Here is a 14,324-nt window from a genome sequence, read left to right on the forward strand (position 1 = left end):
GTGTCCGAAGCCGTAGTGAATCCGAACAAGGTGTCCCGCGCCGGGGTCATCCTGATCAAGAGCTTCGAGGGCTTTCGCCCGGCGGCCGTGCGCCGCGCCGACGGCGTGTGGGTGATCGGCTATGGCCACACCGCCTCGGCCCGCGAGGGCGCCACCGTCTCGGAATCGGACGCCGAACTGCTGCTTCAGTACGACCTGATCCCGGTGGTGCGCGCCGTGCGCGAGGCGGTCACGGTCCCGCTGAACGGGCATCAGTTCGACGCCCTGGCCAGCTTCGCCTTCTCGGTCGGGGTCGAGCGGTTCCTGGTCTCAGACGTCCTGGTCCTGGTCAACGCCGGCCGGCCGCAGGACGCCGCCGCCGCCATCCTGGGCTGGCACGACGCGGCCGAGGCACATCTGCCGCCGCGTCGCCGCACCGCCGAGCGCGCCCTGTTCAACACCGCGCCCGGCGCGCCCGCCGCCCTGGTCGACCTGCTGATGCAGCTCTGGCGCCGTTTCCGGCCGTGGCCGCGCCGCAGGACGCCTCGCCCCAGGACGCCGACGTGGCGCCTTTCCCCAGCGCGAACGACGCCGATTTCGGAGCCTCGGCTCCGGCGGGTTTCGGCACGGACGGTCCCCTCACCGCCCGTGATCCGATAAGAGCGGCCCCGGCGTCTCTCGACGCCGGGGCGGTTCTGACGCTGACCGAACGGACCGCCACGGACCGACTGGCCCTGTCGGCGGCCAACGACGCCCCGCCCGCGCCTGCGGCTGCGGACCCCGCCCCGGCGGACACCCGCGTGGTGTGGTCGGGCGACGCCCCGGCCGCACAGACTGACGAGGCCGCCGCCCCCGCCGAGGCCGCCGAGACCTTGAAGCCGGCCCCCGCCAGCGCCGATCCGGGCAGCCCCTGGCCCTTCTTCATCCTGGGCGCGCTCGGCATGGTGGCCTTGGGGGCCGCCGGGGCCGCCTTTCGTCGTGCGGCGCATCCGGGCGGCGGCGACACGGGACTGATCGGCGCCGCCCTGGGCGTCATCGCCGTCGCCTGCATCGCGGTCGCGGGCTGGAACCTGTATCAGCGCTGGGGCCGTCCCGGCCGCTGAAGGCCGCGCTTGGCGAAGGGCCGTGCGCGATGCTACGCCCTTGGGCATGAGCATTCCCTTCGCGCCCCAATCCATGGAATTCGGCCTCGGCGAGACCGCCGACGCCATTCGCGACACGACCGCCCGCTGGGCCGCCGACCGGCTGGCGCCGCGCGCGGCCCAGATCGACGCGACCAACACCTTCGCGCGCGACCTGTGGCCCGAGATGGGCGAACTGGGGCTGCACGGAATCACTGTCGAGGAAGAGTTCGGCGGCCTGGGCCTGGGCTACCTGGAACACGTCGTGGCGATGGAGGAGGTGTCGCGCGCCTCCGCCTCGATCGGCCTTTCCTACGGCGCCCACTCCAATCTGTGCGTCAACCAGATCCGCCGCTGGGGCACGCCCGAGCAGAAGGCGAAATACCTGCCCAAGCTGATCTCGGGCGAACACGTCGGCTCCCTGGCGATGTCGGAGGCCGGCTCCGGCTCGGACGTCATGTCGATGAAGACCCGCGCCGACAGGAAGGGCGACCGCTACGTCCTGAACGGGACCAAGTTCTGGATCACCAACGCCCCGCACGCCGAGACCCTGGTGGTTTACGCCCGCACCGGCGACGGCAACGGCGGCGTCACCGCCTTCCTGATCGAGAAGGGCATGAAGGGCTTCAGCGTCTCCAAGAAGCTGGACAAGATGGGAATGCGCGGCTCCGACACCGCCGAACTGGTGTTCGAGGACTGCGAAGTCCCCGAAGACAACATCATGGGCGGCGAAGGACGCGGCGCCGCCGTGCTGATGAGCGGCCTGGACTATGAGCGCGCGGTGCTGTCGGCCGGTCCGCTGGGCATCATGCAGGCGGCGCTGGACGTGGTCCTGCCCTACGTCCGCGACCGCAAGCAGTTCGGCAAGGCCATCGGCTCGTTCCAGCTGATGCAGGCCAAGGTGGCCGACATGTACGTGGCCCTGAACAGCGCCCGCGCCTACGTCTATGCGGTCGCCCGCGCCTGCGACCAGGGCAAGACCACCCGCTACGACGCCGCCGGCGCCATCCTGCTGGCCTCCGAGAACGCCGTGAAGGTCACGCTGGAAGCCGTCCAGGCCCTCGGCGGCGCCGGCTACACCAGGGAATGGCCGGTCGAGCGGCTGGTCCGCGACGCCAAGCTCTACGACATCGGCGCCGGCACCAACGAGATCCGCCGCTTCCTGATCGGCCGGGAACTGCTGGGAAGCTGACGGCTTCTCCTTCACGGAAGGAGACCATCCCCATGCCCGCCAAATCCGCCGCCCAGCAAAAGGCCGCCGGCGCCGCCCTGTCGGCCAAGCGCGGCGACACGCCCAAGTCCGAACTGAAGGGCGCGTCCAAGTCGATGCTGTCGATGAGCGAAAAGCAGCTCGAGGAATTCGCCCACACCAAGCGCAAGGCAAGCCCGAGCACGTCAAGCGCTGAGCCTGCGGCGCGGCGGCTTGGCGATCTTACGAAACGGTATGTGGCGGGCCGGGATCATCTCGCCTAAATGCCTCCAACCGTGACCCGAGCGCCGCTGCCGATGCCCCCGATCGACGACCAGACCGACGCCACGCGCCGCTTCTCCGACGTGCTGGAATCCCTGGGCGAGGGCGCGGACCCGAAACTGACGCTGCAGGAACTGGTCGCCGCCTTTGGCGAGCGCGGCTTCGGCGCGATCATCCTGGTGCTTTCGCTGCTGGCCCTTCTGCCCTGGCCGCCGGGCGGCAAGGCGGTCTTCGCCCTGCCCATAATCCTGATGTCGCTGGAGCTGGCGTTTCAGCGCGACACCGTCTGGCTGCCCCGCTGGGCCCTGCGCGCCTCGGTCAGCCGCGCGGCCTACCGATCGGGCGTCTCGCGCATCATGAAACTGATCCGCAGGGTCGAGGCGCTGACCCGGCCCCGCCTGCACTATCTCACCGGCGAGGTCGCCGACATCGTGACCGGCCTGGTCTGCGTGGTCCTGGCGCTGATCATGGCGCTGCCCATTCCGTTCGGGGACGCCCTGCCCGGCATCGCCCTGGTGCTGTTCGCCATGGGCATGATGCAGCGCGACGGCGCCGCCATCATCCTGGGCGTGATCGCCACGGCGGCCTGCGGCCTGTACCTGTTCCTGATCTGGGCCACGGTGGTGGAGGTGGCCCACCACGTCGCGGGCTGGTTCGCCCACCTGGCGGGCTGAGAGAACAAAAGGGCCGCCGCGTCGCCGCGACGGCCCTTCATTGTCTGACCGCGAACGGCCGGACCGCAACTCAGCCTGAAAGGATCAGGCCCGAACCTCTCCGAGGCCCAGGGTCGCGGCCACCGCACGCGATTGATGACAATGAGACACTGGATCACCTCCTTTCGACTGTTGAACAGGGAGATGAAAGGTAAGACGCCCCAAGGCCTTGTGCAAAGAGGCTTCCCGATTTCGTGAAGGGCGCGCCGTCAGGCCGCCTGCTGCTGGCCCGACAGGCCCTGCATCATCATGCGGTTCAGGTCGATCAGGTCCTGGAAGGTCTCCTCGCCGCGCATGACGGCCGACGAATGGCGGTTCACGAACAGGCTCAGCGAGATGATCTGCGCCCGCATCGACTGGCCCAGGGCGTTGTGCGGGCTGGTGCAGTCGGTCGCCAGCGCGCTCCACAGCCGCCGGTTCCAGTCCAGGGCGTCGATCCGCGTCGCCACGTCGGTCGGCTCCACGCCCGAGGCGTGGACGAGCGCGCGCGTCACCTGACCGAACAGGCGATACTCCATGTCGCGCGGCGACTCAGTCCGGGTCGCCGCCGCCGTGTACGCCTGAAGCGACATTCAGCACTCTCTCTTCATATTCGACAATCTTGCGGGCCGACATCAGGGCCTTGTAGTATTCGCGCGCCAGCACGTGGCGCGACGCCGAGACGCACTCGGCCAGGATGTCCGCATTGCGGGTGGCGCCCATGAACTCGGTGATGCGCAGCGCCATCTCGTCGTAGAACTTGGCCGCCGATCCCTCGTCCAGATACATCATCATGATCGGGAAATAGATGCGGCGCGCGGGCGTGGTGACGTCCTCGGCCTGCATGATGTCCTTCTCGCGCAGGACGCTGGCCTTGTTCTGCAGGATCAACACGCCCCGACGATCGCCGTTCTGCACCACGGCGCCGTTCAGCACGAACTTCTCGCCCGGCTTGAGAGACAGCTTCAAAGGCATCGGCGGAGGACTCCCACGATCCGGCGCGATCGCTTGCGTCATAAGCCGACCGGAACGAATCCAGGTTAAAGAAGCAGGGTTAACCATCCCTTGTCCGCCGGGTCCGTGGGAACGCCTAGCCCCCGCCTCACGTTGTCGAACCAGACAGGAGGCGAACGATGGCCGACATCGATTTTGACGACGATCAGGAACAGTCCGAAACCTTCGACGAGACGCATCTCGACGACGAGGGCGACGGCGAATTCTGCTGGACGAGGCCGATCCGGTGCTGGACGTGACCCAGGCCGACGGCGACGCCGACGAGGACGCCTTCGACGAGGACGACCTGGACATCGACGACCAGCTGGCCCTGGACGGGGTCGAGCGCGAAGCCGACGCCCTGCTGGGCGTCGACGGCGAGCAGCGCAACCAGTCCGACGCCGACAGCAACGGCGCCCAGGCCGACGACGAGGTCGAACTCGTCTATTCCGGACTGATGCGGAACCAGCGCGGGGCCCAGGCCAGCGCGGCGCACTGGGAGGCCAAGCGCCTCTCGGACGACGACATCGAAGACCTCGGTTACGGCCCCGACGCGGACGCCGATCAACCGCAACGATAAGGAGAGACCCATGGACAAGGACGCCCGTCGCGACGCCGACACCGACACCCCGCACGCCAAGCGCGCGCCCGCCGACGCCGCCAAGCCTGATCAGCTGAACGAAGGCGACCGCAAGGCCGAAAGCCGCCAGGAAGCCCTGGTCGACGAAGGCATCGAGGAAACCTTCCCCGCCAGCGACCCGGTCTCGGCCAAGCGCATCACCTGATCGCTGTTCAGGATCGCCCCGATCCGCTAACCCGCTTCGTGACATTCACGGAGCGGGTTTTTCATGGGCCGGTTCGAAGGCACCGATCGCTATATCGCCACCGACGACCTGAAGGTCGCGGTCAACGCCGCCGTGGCGCTGGAACGGCCGCTGCTGATCAAGGGCGAGCCCGGCACGGGCAAGACCGTCCTGGCCTATGAGATCGCCAAGGCCTTCGACGCCCCCCTGATCACCTGGCACGTCAAGTCCACGACCAAGGCCCACAACGGCCTTTACGAATACGACGCCGTCAGCCGTCTGCGCGACAGCCAGCTGGGCGACGAACGCGTGCACGACGTCCGCAACTACCTGAAGAAGGGCAAGCTGTGGGAGGCGTTCACCGCCCCCGTCCGCCCCGTCCTTCTGATCGACGAGATCGACAAGGCCGACATCGAGTTCCCGAACGACCTGCTTCAGGAACTGGACCGGATGGAGTTCTACGTCCAGGAGACCGACGAGACCATCCGCGCGGACATCCGCCCCATCGTCATCATCACCTCCAACAACGAAAAGGAGCTGCCGGACGCCTTCCTGCGCCGCTGCTTCTTCCACTTCATCCGTTTCCCGGACGCCGAGACGCTGGCCGCGATCGTCGAGGTCCACTTCCCCGGCGTAAAGCCGCGCCTGGTCGCCGAGGCGCTCAGGACCTTCTACGAGATCCGCGACACGCCGGGCCTGAAGAAGAAGCCCTCCACCTCGGAACTGCTGGACTGGCTCAAGCTGCTGCTGGTCGAGGACATCGACGCCGAGACCCTGCGCGAAAAGGCGCCGAACAAGCTGATCCCGCCGCTGCACGGCGCCCTGCTCAAGAACGAACAGGACGTGCACCTGTTCGAGCGGCTGGCCTTCCTGAACCGCCGCGAAGGCGGCCGGCCCGGCGGCTGAGGCCGGCATTACCTCGATTTCACTGGAACGGCGGCGCGCCAGGCGCACAATGACCGGCGACAAGAGGTGTCGACCATGCGTTTCGTTCTGATCCCCCTGATGCTTGCCGCCGGCCTGGCCGGCTGCGACGGCGACAACGCCGTCCGCATCACCACGACCACCACCTCTTCCTCCTCCCCTGACGCCCTGGGCGTGCTGAAGGTGGTGGACGCGCTGCAATGCCCCCAGACGCTGGGCGCCCTGACGCGCAAGGGTTCGGCCGATCCGGGCGGCGCCGCCTGCACCTATGGCGGGCCGCGCGGCTCCGAGGTGGTGCTGCATCTGGTGCCGCTGGACGGTCTCACCGTCGAACAGGCGCTGGCGCGGTTCGAGCAGGACGCCCTGGCGGCCATGCCCCAGGCCGCCGTCCGCATCGACGCCCGCGCCGATGACGGAGACCAGCCGGAAACCGCTTCGGTCCAGGCGCCGGGCGTCAACATCCAGGCCAAGGGCGAGGACGCCACCGTCAGCCTGCCGGGCCTGCACATCGAGACCCAGGGCGACAAGGCCAGCGTCCGCATCGCCGGCATCAACATCCAGTCCGCGGACGGCCAGGGCGTTCGCACCGAAAAGACCGCCGTCAGCGTCGACTCCGCCGGCGACACGACCCGCGTGCGCACCCGCGCGCCCGGCGACAGCACCCGCGTCACCTTCCTGCTGGCCGACGACGCGGTACCGCCCGGCGGCTGGCGCCAGGTCGGCTTCGAGGCGCGAGGCCCCGCCGGCGGCCCCCTGGTGGTGGCGGCCGTGCGCTCCAAGGATCGGCATGACCGGGTGTTCGACGCCGCCAAGGACCTGGTCGCCCTGAACGTCGGCGACTAGGCTTTTCCACGCTTGGCGTGCCCTATCGGGCCGCCGCGCCTTGATCCGCGGCGCGCAATGCGTCACCTGACCTGCCCAACGACTGCAGGACGGACGACTTGGCCGAGCGCCCCCGGAAGAAGAACGAACCCCGCGCCTGGCAACGGATGCTGTCCGGCCGCCGGCTGGACCTGCTCGATCCCTCCCCGTTCGACATCGAGATCGAGGACATCGCCCACGGCCTGGCGCGCGTGGCGCGCTGGAACGGCCAGACCATCGGCGAGCACGCCTTCTCCGTCGCCCAGCACAGCGTCGTGGTCGAGGAGATCGCCGCCCACATCAAGCCGGGCCTGGACCCGAAATGGCGCCTGGCCGCCCTGCTTCACGACGCCTCGGAATATGTGATCGGCGACATGATCTCGCCGTTCAAGGCGGCGCTGGGCTCGGGCTACAAGGAGTTCGAGGCGCGGCTGGAGGCGGCGATCCACGTCCGCTACGGACTGCCGCCCAAGACGCCCCAGACCATCAAGTCCCTGATCAAGAAGGCGGATAAAGCCTGCGCCTTCTTCGAGGCCACCCAGCTGGCGGGCTTCACCGAAAAGGAATCCCTGGGCTTTTTCGGGTCGCCCCCGCCCGGCTACAGCCTGGTGATCGAGCCCCAGCCGGCCTCGGTCGCCCAGGCCCGCTATCTGGAGCGATACCAGGTGCTGGCCAAGGCGGTCGGTCTGATCCCCTCCGACGACGCCTGGCACACGGAGTAGGGACATGGCGCAGGCGACGGAACAGGGGGTTCGCATCGGCCTGTCGGTCGTCGTCATGACCCTGCGGGGCGCCCAGGCCGTCGTTCTGACCGCGCCGATCGAAGGCGGCGTCCGCGCCCTGCCCTTCGGCCCCTTCGACCCCGCCCGCGACCGCACGTTCGAGCGGGCGCTGCGCGACTATGTGACCGACCAGACCGGCTTTCGCCTGGGATTCGTCGAGCAGCTCTACACCTTCGGCGACGCCGGCCGCGCCTCGCCGCGCGCCACGCCGGGCCCGGACCAGATGCGCGAGGTCTCGGTCGGCTATCTGGCGCTGACGCCCGACGCGGCCGACGACCAGACCCACGATCGCGCTGGGACGCGGTGTTCGACTTCTTCCCGTGGGAGGACCGGCGCGGCGGCGCGCCGGCCCTGCCCGCCGCCGTCGCCCAGCGCCTGCTGGACTGGGCCGGCGCCGACCCGCGCCGCCTGGCCCGCGCGCGCGCCCTGTTCGCCCTGGCCCCCGACCACCGCTGGAACGAGGAGCGGGTGCTGGAGCGCTACGAGCTGCTCTATGAGGCGCGCTTGGTGGCCGAGGCCTTTCGCGACGCCGACCAGCCCGCCCCGCCCGACACGCCCGGCCGGCCGATGGCTTCGGACCACCGCCGGATCCTGGCGACGGCCCTGGGCCGGCTTCGCAGCAAGCTGAAATACCGCCCCGTGCTGTTCGACCTGACGCCCGAGACCTTCACCCTGTCCCAGCTTCAGGCCGCGGCCGAGGCCATCGCCGGGCTGTCGCTGCACAAGCAGAACTTCCGTCGCGGGGTGGAGCGCACGGGCCTGGTGGAGCCCACCGGCGTGATGTCGGCCGCCACCGGCGGCCGGCCCGCCGAACTCTTCCGGTTTCGCGGCGTCGATCCCCAGGCGGGGGCCGCTCCGGGCCTGTCCCTGCCCGCCCAGCGATAGCGGACGGATTTCTTTCACGAACGGCTTGCGATGCGCCGCGCCGCCCATTAGAGAAGCCGCTCGCTCAACCATGCCTTCATGGAAACGGCCTCGCGGAGAGGTGGCAGAGTGGTTGAATGTACCGCACTCGAAATGCGGCGTGCCTTTACGGGTACCGGGGTTCGAATCCCCCCTCTCCGCCATTCCGCCGAAAACAGCCTGGTCTGATCCGCCGATCCCGGCCGACGGCGCGGGTCAGAGCGCGTCCAGGCCGATGTCCAGATTCGGCGCGGAGTGGGTCAGGGCGCCGACCGAGATGACGTCGACGCCGGTCTCGGCGATGGCGCGCACCGTGGTCAGGTCCACCCCGCCCGAGGCTTCCAGCGTCAGCCGTCCGTCCACGCGACGCACGGCCCGGCGCAGGTCCGCCAGGCTGAAGTTGTCCAGCATGACGACGTCCGGCCCGACGCCCTCGGGCAGCAGGGCCAACACCTGGTCCAGCTGGTCCAGCCCGTCCACCTCGACCTCGACCTTCATCAGGTGCGGCGCGAAGGCGCGGGCGCGGCGCACGGCCTGCCCCACCCCGCCGCAGACGGCCACGTGGTTGTCCTTGATCAGTATGGCGTCGTCCAGGCCGAAGCGGTGGTTGATCCCGCCGCCGCAGGCGACCGCGTGCTTCTCCAGCGCCCGCAGGCCCGGCGTGGTCTTGCGCGTGTCGGCGATGCGCGCCTTCGTGCCCGCGACGGCCTCGACATAGGCGCGCGTCAGGGTCGCCACCCCGCTCAGCCGGCCCAGCAGGTTCAGCGCCGTCCGCTCGGCCGACAGGAAGGCGCGCGCGTTCGCCTCGACCACCGCCAGCACCGTCCCGGCCTCGAACGCCTCTCCGTCGCGATGACGCGGGTCGACGCGCGCCTCGGCGTCCATCGCCCGCACGGCCAGCCGCACCGCGTCGATCCCGGCCAGCACCCCGGGCTTGCGCGCGGTGAAGGCCGCCGTCATCCGCGCCGTCGCCGGAATGCAGGCGGCGGCCGTCACGTCCCCGGCCCGCCCCAGGTCCTCGGCCAGGGCCAGGCGCACGACGGGCTCGATCATGACGTCGGGAAGGCTTCGCATCATTCCGCCGCCAGCATTTCCGGCTGCGTCAGGCGCACCCGCGTGCGCCGCGCCTCGGCCGCCGTTTCCGGATAGTCCGAGCGATAGTGCCCGCCCCGGCTTTCGCGCCGGTCCAGCGCCGCCTGCACGACCAGCCGCGCGGCGATCAGCGGCGCCGCCGGGCCGTTCTCGGCCTCCAGCCGGTCGATCAGCGCCAGCACGCCCGACAGGCCCGCCGCGTCCCGCACCACCCCGACATGATCGGTCATCGCCGCCCGCAATTCCGCCAGCGCCGCCTCTGGCAGGTCGGCCAGCCGGGGCGCCGGGCGCGGCCGCCCGCCTCCGGTCTGGGCCGCCGCCGCCCGGCCCGCGCCGCGTCCGAAGGCGGCCGCCTCCAGCAGCGAGTTGGACGCCAGCCGGTTGGCCCCGTGCACGCCGGTCGCGGCGCACTCTCCGACCGCGTACAGGCCCGCCAGGCTGGTGCGCCCGTCGACCTCGGCGGCGATCCCGCCCATGTGATAGTGGCAGGCCGCCATCACCGGGATCGGACTGACGCGCGGGTCCAGCCCGCTTCTCAGACAGGCGGCGAAGACGGCGGGAAACTCGTGCGGGAAGGCCTCGCCCACCGCTGCGCGCGCATCCAGAAAGGCGCCGCGCCCCTGCATCCGCGCCGCATGGACGGCCCGCGCCACCACGTCGCGCGGCTTCAGGTCGGCGTCGGCCGCCTGGCCCAGCAGGAACCGTCCGGCCCCGTCGATCAGCCGCGCCCCCTCGCCACGCAGCGCCTCGGTCGCCAGCGGCGCGGGGTCCAGCCCCACGTCCATCGCCGTGGGATGAAACTGCACGAACTCGGGATCCAGGATTTCGGCCCCGGCCAGGGCGGCCAGCGCCATCCCCTCGCCCTTCAGCGCGCCGGGCGTGGTCGTCGCGGCGTAGAGGCCGCCCGCGCCGCCGGTCGCCAGCACCACGGCTCGCGCGACGATCTCCAGGCGTCGCCCGGCCCCGCCGCGCCCCACCGCCGCGCCGACCACGCGGCCCGTCTCGTCCTGCAACAGGCCGGTCAGCCGGGCGTCTTCCCAGACCTCGATCGCCTTCTCGGCGCGCACGGCCGTGACCACGGCCGACAGGATGGCCCGCCCGGCCCCGTCGCCGCCCACGCGGGCGACGCGGGCCACGCTGTGCGCCGCCTCCAGGCTGACGACGAAGCCGCCGTCGGCGTCCCGGTCGAACGGCGCGCCCAGGGCGGCCAGCCACTCCACCGTCTCGCGGCCCCGGTCCGTCAGCGCGCGCGCCGCCTCGGCCTCGACCAGGCCGGCGCCGGCCGCCTCGGTGTCGCGGGCGTGCAGGACGGGCGAATCCGCCGCGGTCAGCGCCGCCGCCATTCCGCCCTGCGCCCAGGCCGAGGAACAGCCGCTCAGCAGCGGCTCGGGCGTGACGACCAGCACCCTGGCCCCCGCGCGCGCCGCCTCCAGCGCCGCCGACAGCCCCGCCAGGCCCGCGCCGACCACCAGCACCCCGTCATGGCGCACGCGGTTCATCGCCCGAACCCCAGATAGGCCAGGCCCAGCCGCACGGCGTCGGCGGGCGAACCCTCCGCCACCGGCAGCAGGGCGCCCACGGCCGCCGCGCCGCACAGCGCCGCCGTCAGCAGATACAGACCCAGGCTCTTGCCCGCCTCGAGCCAGCTCAGCGTTCCCCAGGCCGGACGCCACACGCCCCGCTTCAGGTGCGCGACGACCGCCAGGCCCAGGAAGACCGCCAGGATGAACCGCCCCGTCGAGACGCCCCACCAGACCACGGCCGCGCCGATGACCAGCAGCACGACCTGCTCCAGCCGCGGATGCACCCGGGTCAGCACCGGCCCCAGCGCCTTGGAGCCGTCCAGCGGCGGCGCGGGAACCAGGTTCACCAGGTTCAGCATGGCGATGAAGAAGGCGCCCGCCATCCACTCGCCCTGCCCGGTCGCCAGGCCGACGGCGACGAAGGGGATCATGGCCAGAAGGCCGAACGCCGGCCCCGCCAGCGACACCAGCACCCCGTCCCATTCGCTTCGGGGCTCGCGCCGGCCCTTGGCCAGACCGCCCAGGAACGGAATGATGTAGATGCGCGCCGGCCCCATGCCCACGCCGTTCATCACCAGGGCGTGCCCCGCCTCGTGCACGAACAGGCCGAACAGGATGGCGCCGGCCACGATCACGCTGCCGGTGATCCACCACAGGAAGCCGCCCATCAGCAGGGTGGAGGCCGCGGCCCAGACCAGGCTCTGGTCCTTTTCGACCGGCGCTTGGTCCGCGGCGGGGGCCGTGGCGCGGGCCGGCCCGGCGACGGGGGCGGCCTCGGGCTTGGGGTCCCAGGGGCCTGGGGCGCGGCCCGGCTTGCGAAGGGTGTTTTCGGTGTCGCTCATGGCGGTTCAGATGGGCCTCGCGCCCGGTCCCGACGAGGGGACCGAACGCCGCGCCTCAGATCAGCTCCACATCGACGTGGTGGCGCGCCTTGACCAGATCGTAGCGCGCCGGCTTCACCGGCGGCGGCAGGTCGATCATCCGCTGCACGGCCAGGCGGCCGCGCTCCAGCATCTCTTGCGGCACGGTGACCTCGAACTGCATGTGCGCCAGGCAGTCGCGGATGTTCTCCAGGGTGATCCGCTTCATGTGCGGGCACAGGTTGCACGGCCCCACGAACTCGACCCCCGGCACGTCGCCCTTGATGTTGGACGCCATCGAACATTCGGTGATCAGCACCACCCGCTTGGGCTTTCGCTGCTCGACATAGTCGGTCATCGCCGCCGTCGATCCGGCGAAGTCCGACGCCGCCAGGATTTCTTCGGGACATTCGGGGTGGGCCAGGACCTCGGCGTCCGGCCAGGCGTCGCGCATGTCGGCGATGTCCTGGACGGTGAAGCGCTTGTGCACCTCGCAATGGCCCTTCCAGGCGATGATGCCCACCGTCGTCTGGGCCGCGACGTTGCGCGCCAGGAATTCGTCGGGGATCAGGATGACGCGGTCGACGCCCCATTCCCTGGCCGCCCATTCCACCACCTGCACGGCGTTGGCGGATGTGCAGCAGATGTCGGTCTCGGCCTTCACGTCGGCGGTGGTGTTCACATAGGTCACGACCGGCAGGCCCGGATAGCGCTGCTTGATCAGTCGCACGTCCGCGCCGGTGATCGACGACGCCAGCGAACAGCCGGCCCGCAGGTCGGGGATCAGCACCGTCTTCTCAGGCGACAGGATCTTGGACGTCTCGGCCATGAAGTGCACGCCCGCCTGGACGATCACCTTGGCGTCCGACCGCGCGGCCTCCTTGGCCAGGCCCAGGCTGTCGCCGACATAGTCGCCGACGCCGTGGAAGATTTCGGGCGTCATGTAGTTGTGGGCCAGGATCACCGCGTCGCGCTCGCGCTTCAGCCGATTGATCTCGCTGATCAGCCGGGCCTGTCCGGGCCATTCCAGCGGCGTGACGTGGTCGCGGACCTTGGCCCACACCCCGGCGGTCTCCCGCTCCAGTTCCTTCGTCAGACCAAAGGCGCCGTCGGCCATGATCGTCACTCCCTACCCTTATGCTCAAAGTTAGCATAAGCAGGACCAATGTAGGCCGATCCAGGGGGGACGCAAGGCCTTCGTTCAGTCGCTCAGTCGGAACAAATCGTCCAATGGCGCATCCAACGCCTTGGCCAGCATCAGCGCCACCACGACCGAAGGCGTGAATACACGGTTCTCGATGGTGTTCACCGTCTTGCGCGACACCCCAGCGCGGTCCGCCAGTTCTTGCTGCGTGAGCCCCGCCTCGACCCGCACGTCTTTCAACCGCACAAGCAATCTGGGCTCAGCCACGCGACGCCTGCCGATCCAGCCACCAATACCTCAGCGCGGCGGTCAAGGCCGCCAGTTCGAACAGCGCGGGCATGCCCGCCACCGCCAGCGGCGGCTGGAACAGACCGGCGACAAACAGAACGGCCGCCGCGATCAAGGTCGCCGTGACGGCCCAGACCAGCGCGTCCTGCCGGAAGAAAATCGTCAGTTCGTCCGCTGGCTTCGGCAAGGCGCCTGGCCGCCTTCGTGCCTGCTTTCGTCCCAGGATCACAGCCATGACCGCCACCGGAATGGCGAGTGAAGACAACGCTCGATATCCCTCGCGCAGCCCCTCGTCGCCCGCGGCGACTCCCCAGGCCGCTTCGACGCCAAACACCATGTAAACGAGGCCGAATGCAGCTAGCCCGAGCAGGTTCAATGCTTCCGCGCTTTGAACGTGATCCCGCCCGCCACCGATCCTTGCCGCCTCAAGGTCTGCTTCGCGTTGCCCCCACAGATCGAACGCCAGCACGACCGTCAAACCCAAAACCAGAAAGGCCAGGCCCAAACCGGCCATCGAGAACAGCGCATATCCGCCGCGCATGGTCGCCGACACCGCCAACAACGCCGAAGCCGCCATCGTCAGCAAGCCCAGCAAGCCCCATTGCCACCGCTGTCGCCGCAACCGGGCCCGCGCCCTCGACATCGCCAGATTCTCAGACGTCCGATCCATACCCCCTCCGGCAAACGATACCTATGGGTTACATATAACCTACAGGTTACATCAGCAAGGGCCGAACTCGGCGCGCCGCGCGTCAGGCCACGCCCCCATCCTATTTCTCGCGAGAAATCGAAGACCAATCAACGACATGGTCTAGGGACATCGCCATCGACCCGCCACGCCCTGAAACCGTGTCATGCTCATGCTGACGACCGGGCTGGACGGCAGAG

The 14,324-nt window shown here is 70.0% G+C and carries 18 protein-coding genes, 1 tRNA gene and 1 pseudogene; 12 read left to right on the top strand and 8 right to left on the bottom strand.

The genetic code is table 11. The annotated features are described in order from the left end of the window. The 5 genes from MU852_RS02645 (at position 1) to MU852_RS02665 (ending at position 3,245) form a co-directional block, all read left to right on the top strand. Positions 1-639: a lysozyme gene (locus MU852_RS02645; protein WP_249750902.1), complete on the top strand. Its 639-nt coding sequence runs from the start codon at positions 1-3 to the stop codon at positions 637-639. A 140-nt stretch (positions 640-779) separates the two neighbouring features. Next, entirely contained in the window at positions 780-1,082 is a 303-nt protein-coding gene (locus MU852_RS02650; RefSeq protein WP_249750903.1) for a hypothetical protein, read from the top strand. Between the two features lie 46 nt (positions 1,083-1,128). Beyond that, positions 1,129-2,292, top strand: a complete 1,164-nt coding sequence (locus MU852_RS02655; RefSeq protein ID WP_249750904.1) for an isovaleryl-CoA dehydrogenase — start codon at positions 1,129-1,131, stop codon at positions 2,290-2,292. Between the two features lie 32 nt (positions 2,293-2,324). After that, complete coding sequence (locus MU852_RS18105) at positions 2,325-2,573, top strand: DUF3008 family protein (RefSeq protein ID WP_430641181.1); 249 nt, start codon at positions 2,325-2,327, stop codon at positions 2,571-2,573. Positions 2,574-2,585: 12 nt separating this feature from the next. Then, positions 2,586-3,245 (top strand): exopolysaccharide biosynthesis protein, encoded by a 660-nt coding sequence (locus MU852_RS02665; RefSeq protein WP_249750905.1) that lies wholly within the window; start codon positions 2,586-2,588, stop codon positions 3,243-3,245. 248 nt (positions 3,246-3,493) lie between these two features. Here MU852_RS02665 and flaF read toward each other — a convergent pair whose 3' ends face one another. After that, positions 3,494-3,856, bottom strand: a complete 363-nt coding sequence (gene flaF, locus MU852_RS02670) for a flagellar biosynthesis regulator FlaF (protein WP_249750906.1) — start codon at positions 3,854-3,856, stop codon at positions 3,494-3,496. Beyond that, the gene (gene flbT, locus MU852_RS02675; RefSeq protein ID WP_249750907.1) at positions 3,816-4,238 is read right to left on the bottom strand and encodes a flagellar biosynthesis repressor FlbT; all 423 of its coding nucleotides are present in this window, start codon (positions 4,236-4,238) and stop codon (positions 3,816-3,818) included. Before flbT ends, flaF begins: the two co-directional genes overlap by 41 nt. 265 nt (positions 4,239-4,503) lie before the next feature. Here flbT and MU852_RS02680 point away from each other — a divergent pair, with 265 nt between their 5' ends. The 7 genes and pseudogenes from MU852_RS02680 to MU852_RS02710 all read left to right on the top strand — a co-directional run bounded on the left by MU852_RS02680 (position 4,504) and on the right by MU852_RS02710 (position 8,693). Next, the gene (locus MU852_RS02680) at positions 4,504-4,836 is read left to right on the top strand and encodes a hypothetical protein (protein WP_249750908.1); all 333 of its coding nucleotides are present in this window, start codon (positions 4,504-4,506) and stop codon (positions 4,834-4,836) included. A 10-nt stretch (positions 4,837-4,846) separates the two neighbouring features. Continuing rightward, positions 4,847-5,041, top strand: a complete 195-nt coding sequence (locus MU852_RS02685) for a hypothetical protein (RefSeq protein ID WP_249750909.1) — start codon at positions 4,847-4,849, stop codon at positions 5,039-5,041. 63 nt (positions 5,042-5,104) lie between these two features. Then, a complete protein-coding gene (locus tag MU852_RS02690; RefSeq protein ID WP_249750910.1) occupies positions 5,105-5,965 on the top strand; it encodes an AAA family ATPase in 861 nt (286 codons plus the stop codon). A gap of 75 nt (positions 5,966-6,040) precedes the next feature. After that, positions 6,041-6,826 carry a methyltransferase type 11 gene (locus MU852_RS02695; RefSeq protein ID WP_249750911.1) on the top strand — a complete coding sequence of 262 codons (786 nt, stop codon included), beginning with the start codon at positions 6,041-6,043 and terminating at the stop codon, positions 6,824-6,826. A gap of 98 nt (positions 6,827-6,924) precedes the next feature. Next, the gene (locus MU852_RS02700; protein WP_430641182.1) at positions 6,925-7,566 is read left to right on the top strand and encodes a YfbR-like 5'-deoxynucleotidase; all 642 of its coding nucleotides are present in this window, start codon (positions 6,925-6,927) and stop codon (positions 7,564-7,566) included. Positions 7,567-7,570: 4 nt separating this feature from the next. After that, positions 7,571-8,511: pseudogene (locus MU852_RS02705) on the top strand (NUDIX hydrolase). 94 nt (positions 8,512-8,605) lie between these two features. Beyond that, positions 8,606-8,693 (top strand) — tRNA-Ser (locus MU852_RS02710). Positions 8,694-8,745: 52 nt separating this feature from the next. On the opposite strand, the gene nadC is transcribed toward MU852_RS02710, so the two are convergent. From nadC to MU852_RS02740, 6 genes are all read right to left on the bottom strand, one after another. Further along, positions 8,746-9,606 (bottom strand): carboxylating nicotinate-nucleotide diphosphorylase, encoded by an 861-nt coding sequence (nadC, locus tag MU852_RS02715; protein ID WP_249750912.1) that lies wholly within the window; start codon positions 9,604-9,606, stop codon positions 8,746-8,748. Next, entirely contained in the window at positions 9,603-11,120 is a 1,518-nt protein-coding gene (locus tag MU852_RS02720) for an L-aspartate oxidase (RefSeq protein ID WP_249750913.1), read from the bottom strand. The genes nadC and MU852_RS02720 overlap by 4 nt, the downstream gene beginning before the upstream one ends. Continuing rightward, positions 11,117-11,986 carry a metalloprotease gene (locus tag MU852_RS02725; protein ID WP_249750914.1) on the bottom strand — a complete coding sequence of 290 codons (870 nt, stop codon included), beginning with the start codon at positions 11,984-11,986 and terminating at the stop codon, positions 11,117-11,119. The genes MU852_RS02720 and MU852_RS02725 overlap by 4 nt, the downstream gene beginning before the upstream one ends. A gap of 55 nt (positions 11,987-12,041) precedes the next feature. After that, positions 12,042-13,121, bottom strand: coding sequence for a quinolinate synthase NadA (gene nadA / locus MU852_RS02730; protein ID WP_249750915.1), 1,080 nt, complete (start codon positions 13,119-13,121; stop codon positions 12,042-12,044). 84 nt (positions 13,122-13,205) lie between these two features. Then, positions 13,206-13,415: a helix-turn-helix transcriptional regulator gene (locus MU852_RS02735; RefSeq protein WP_249750916.1), complete on the bottom strand. Its 210-nt coding sequence runs from the start codon at positions 13,413-13,415 to the stop codon at positions 13,206-13,208. Continuing rightward, positions 13,408-14,031, bottom strand: a complete 624-nt coding sequence (locus MU852_RS02740) for a hypothetical protein (RefSeq protein ID WP_249750917.1) — start codon at positions 14,029-14,031, stop codon at positions 13,408-13,410. Before MU852_RS02740 ends, MU852_RS02735 begins: the two co-directional genes overlap by 8 nt. Positions 14,032-14,324 lie beyond the last annotated feature (293 nt).

This window comes from Brevundimonas albigilva, assembly GCF_023503965.1.
Lineage (GTDB): Bacteria > Pseudomonadota > Alphaproteobacteria > Caulobacterales > Caulobacteraceae > Brevundimonas > Brevundimonas albigilva.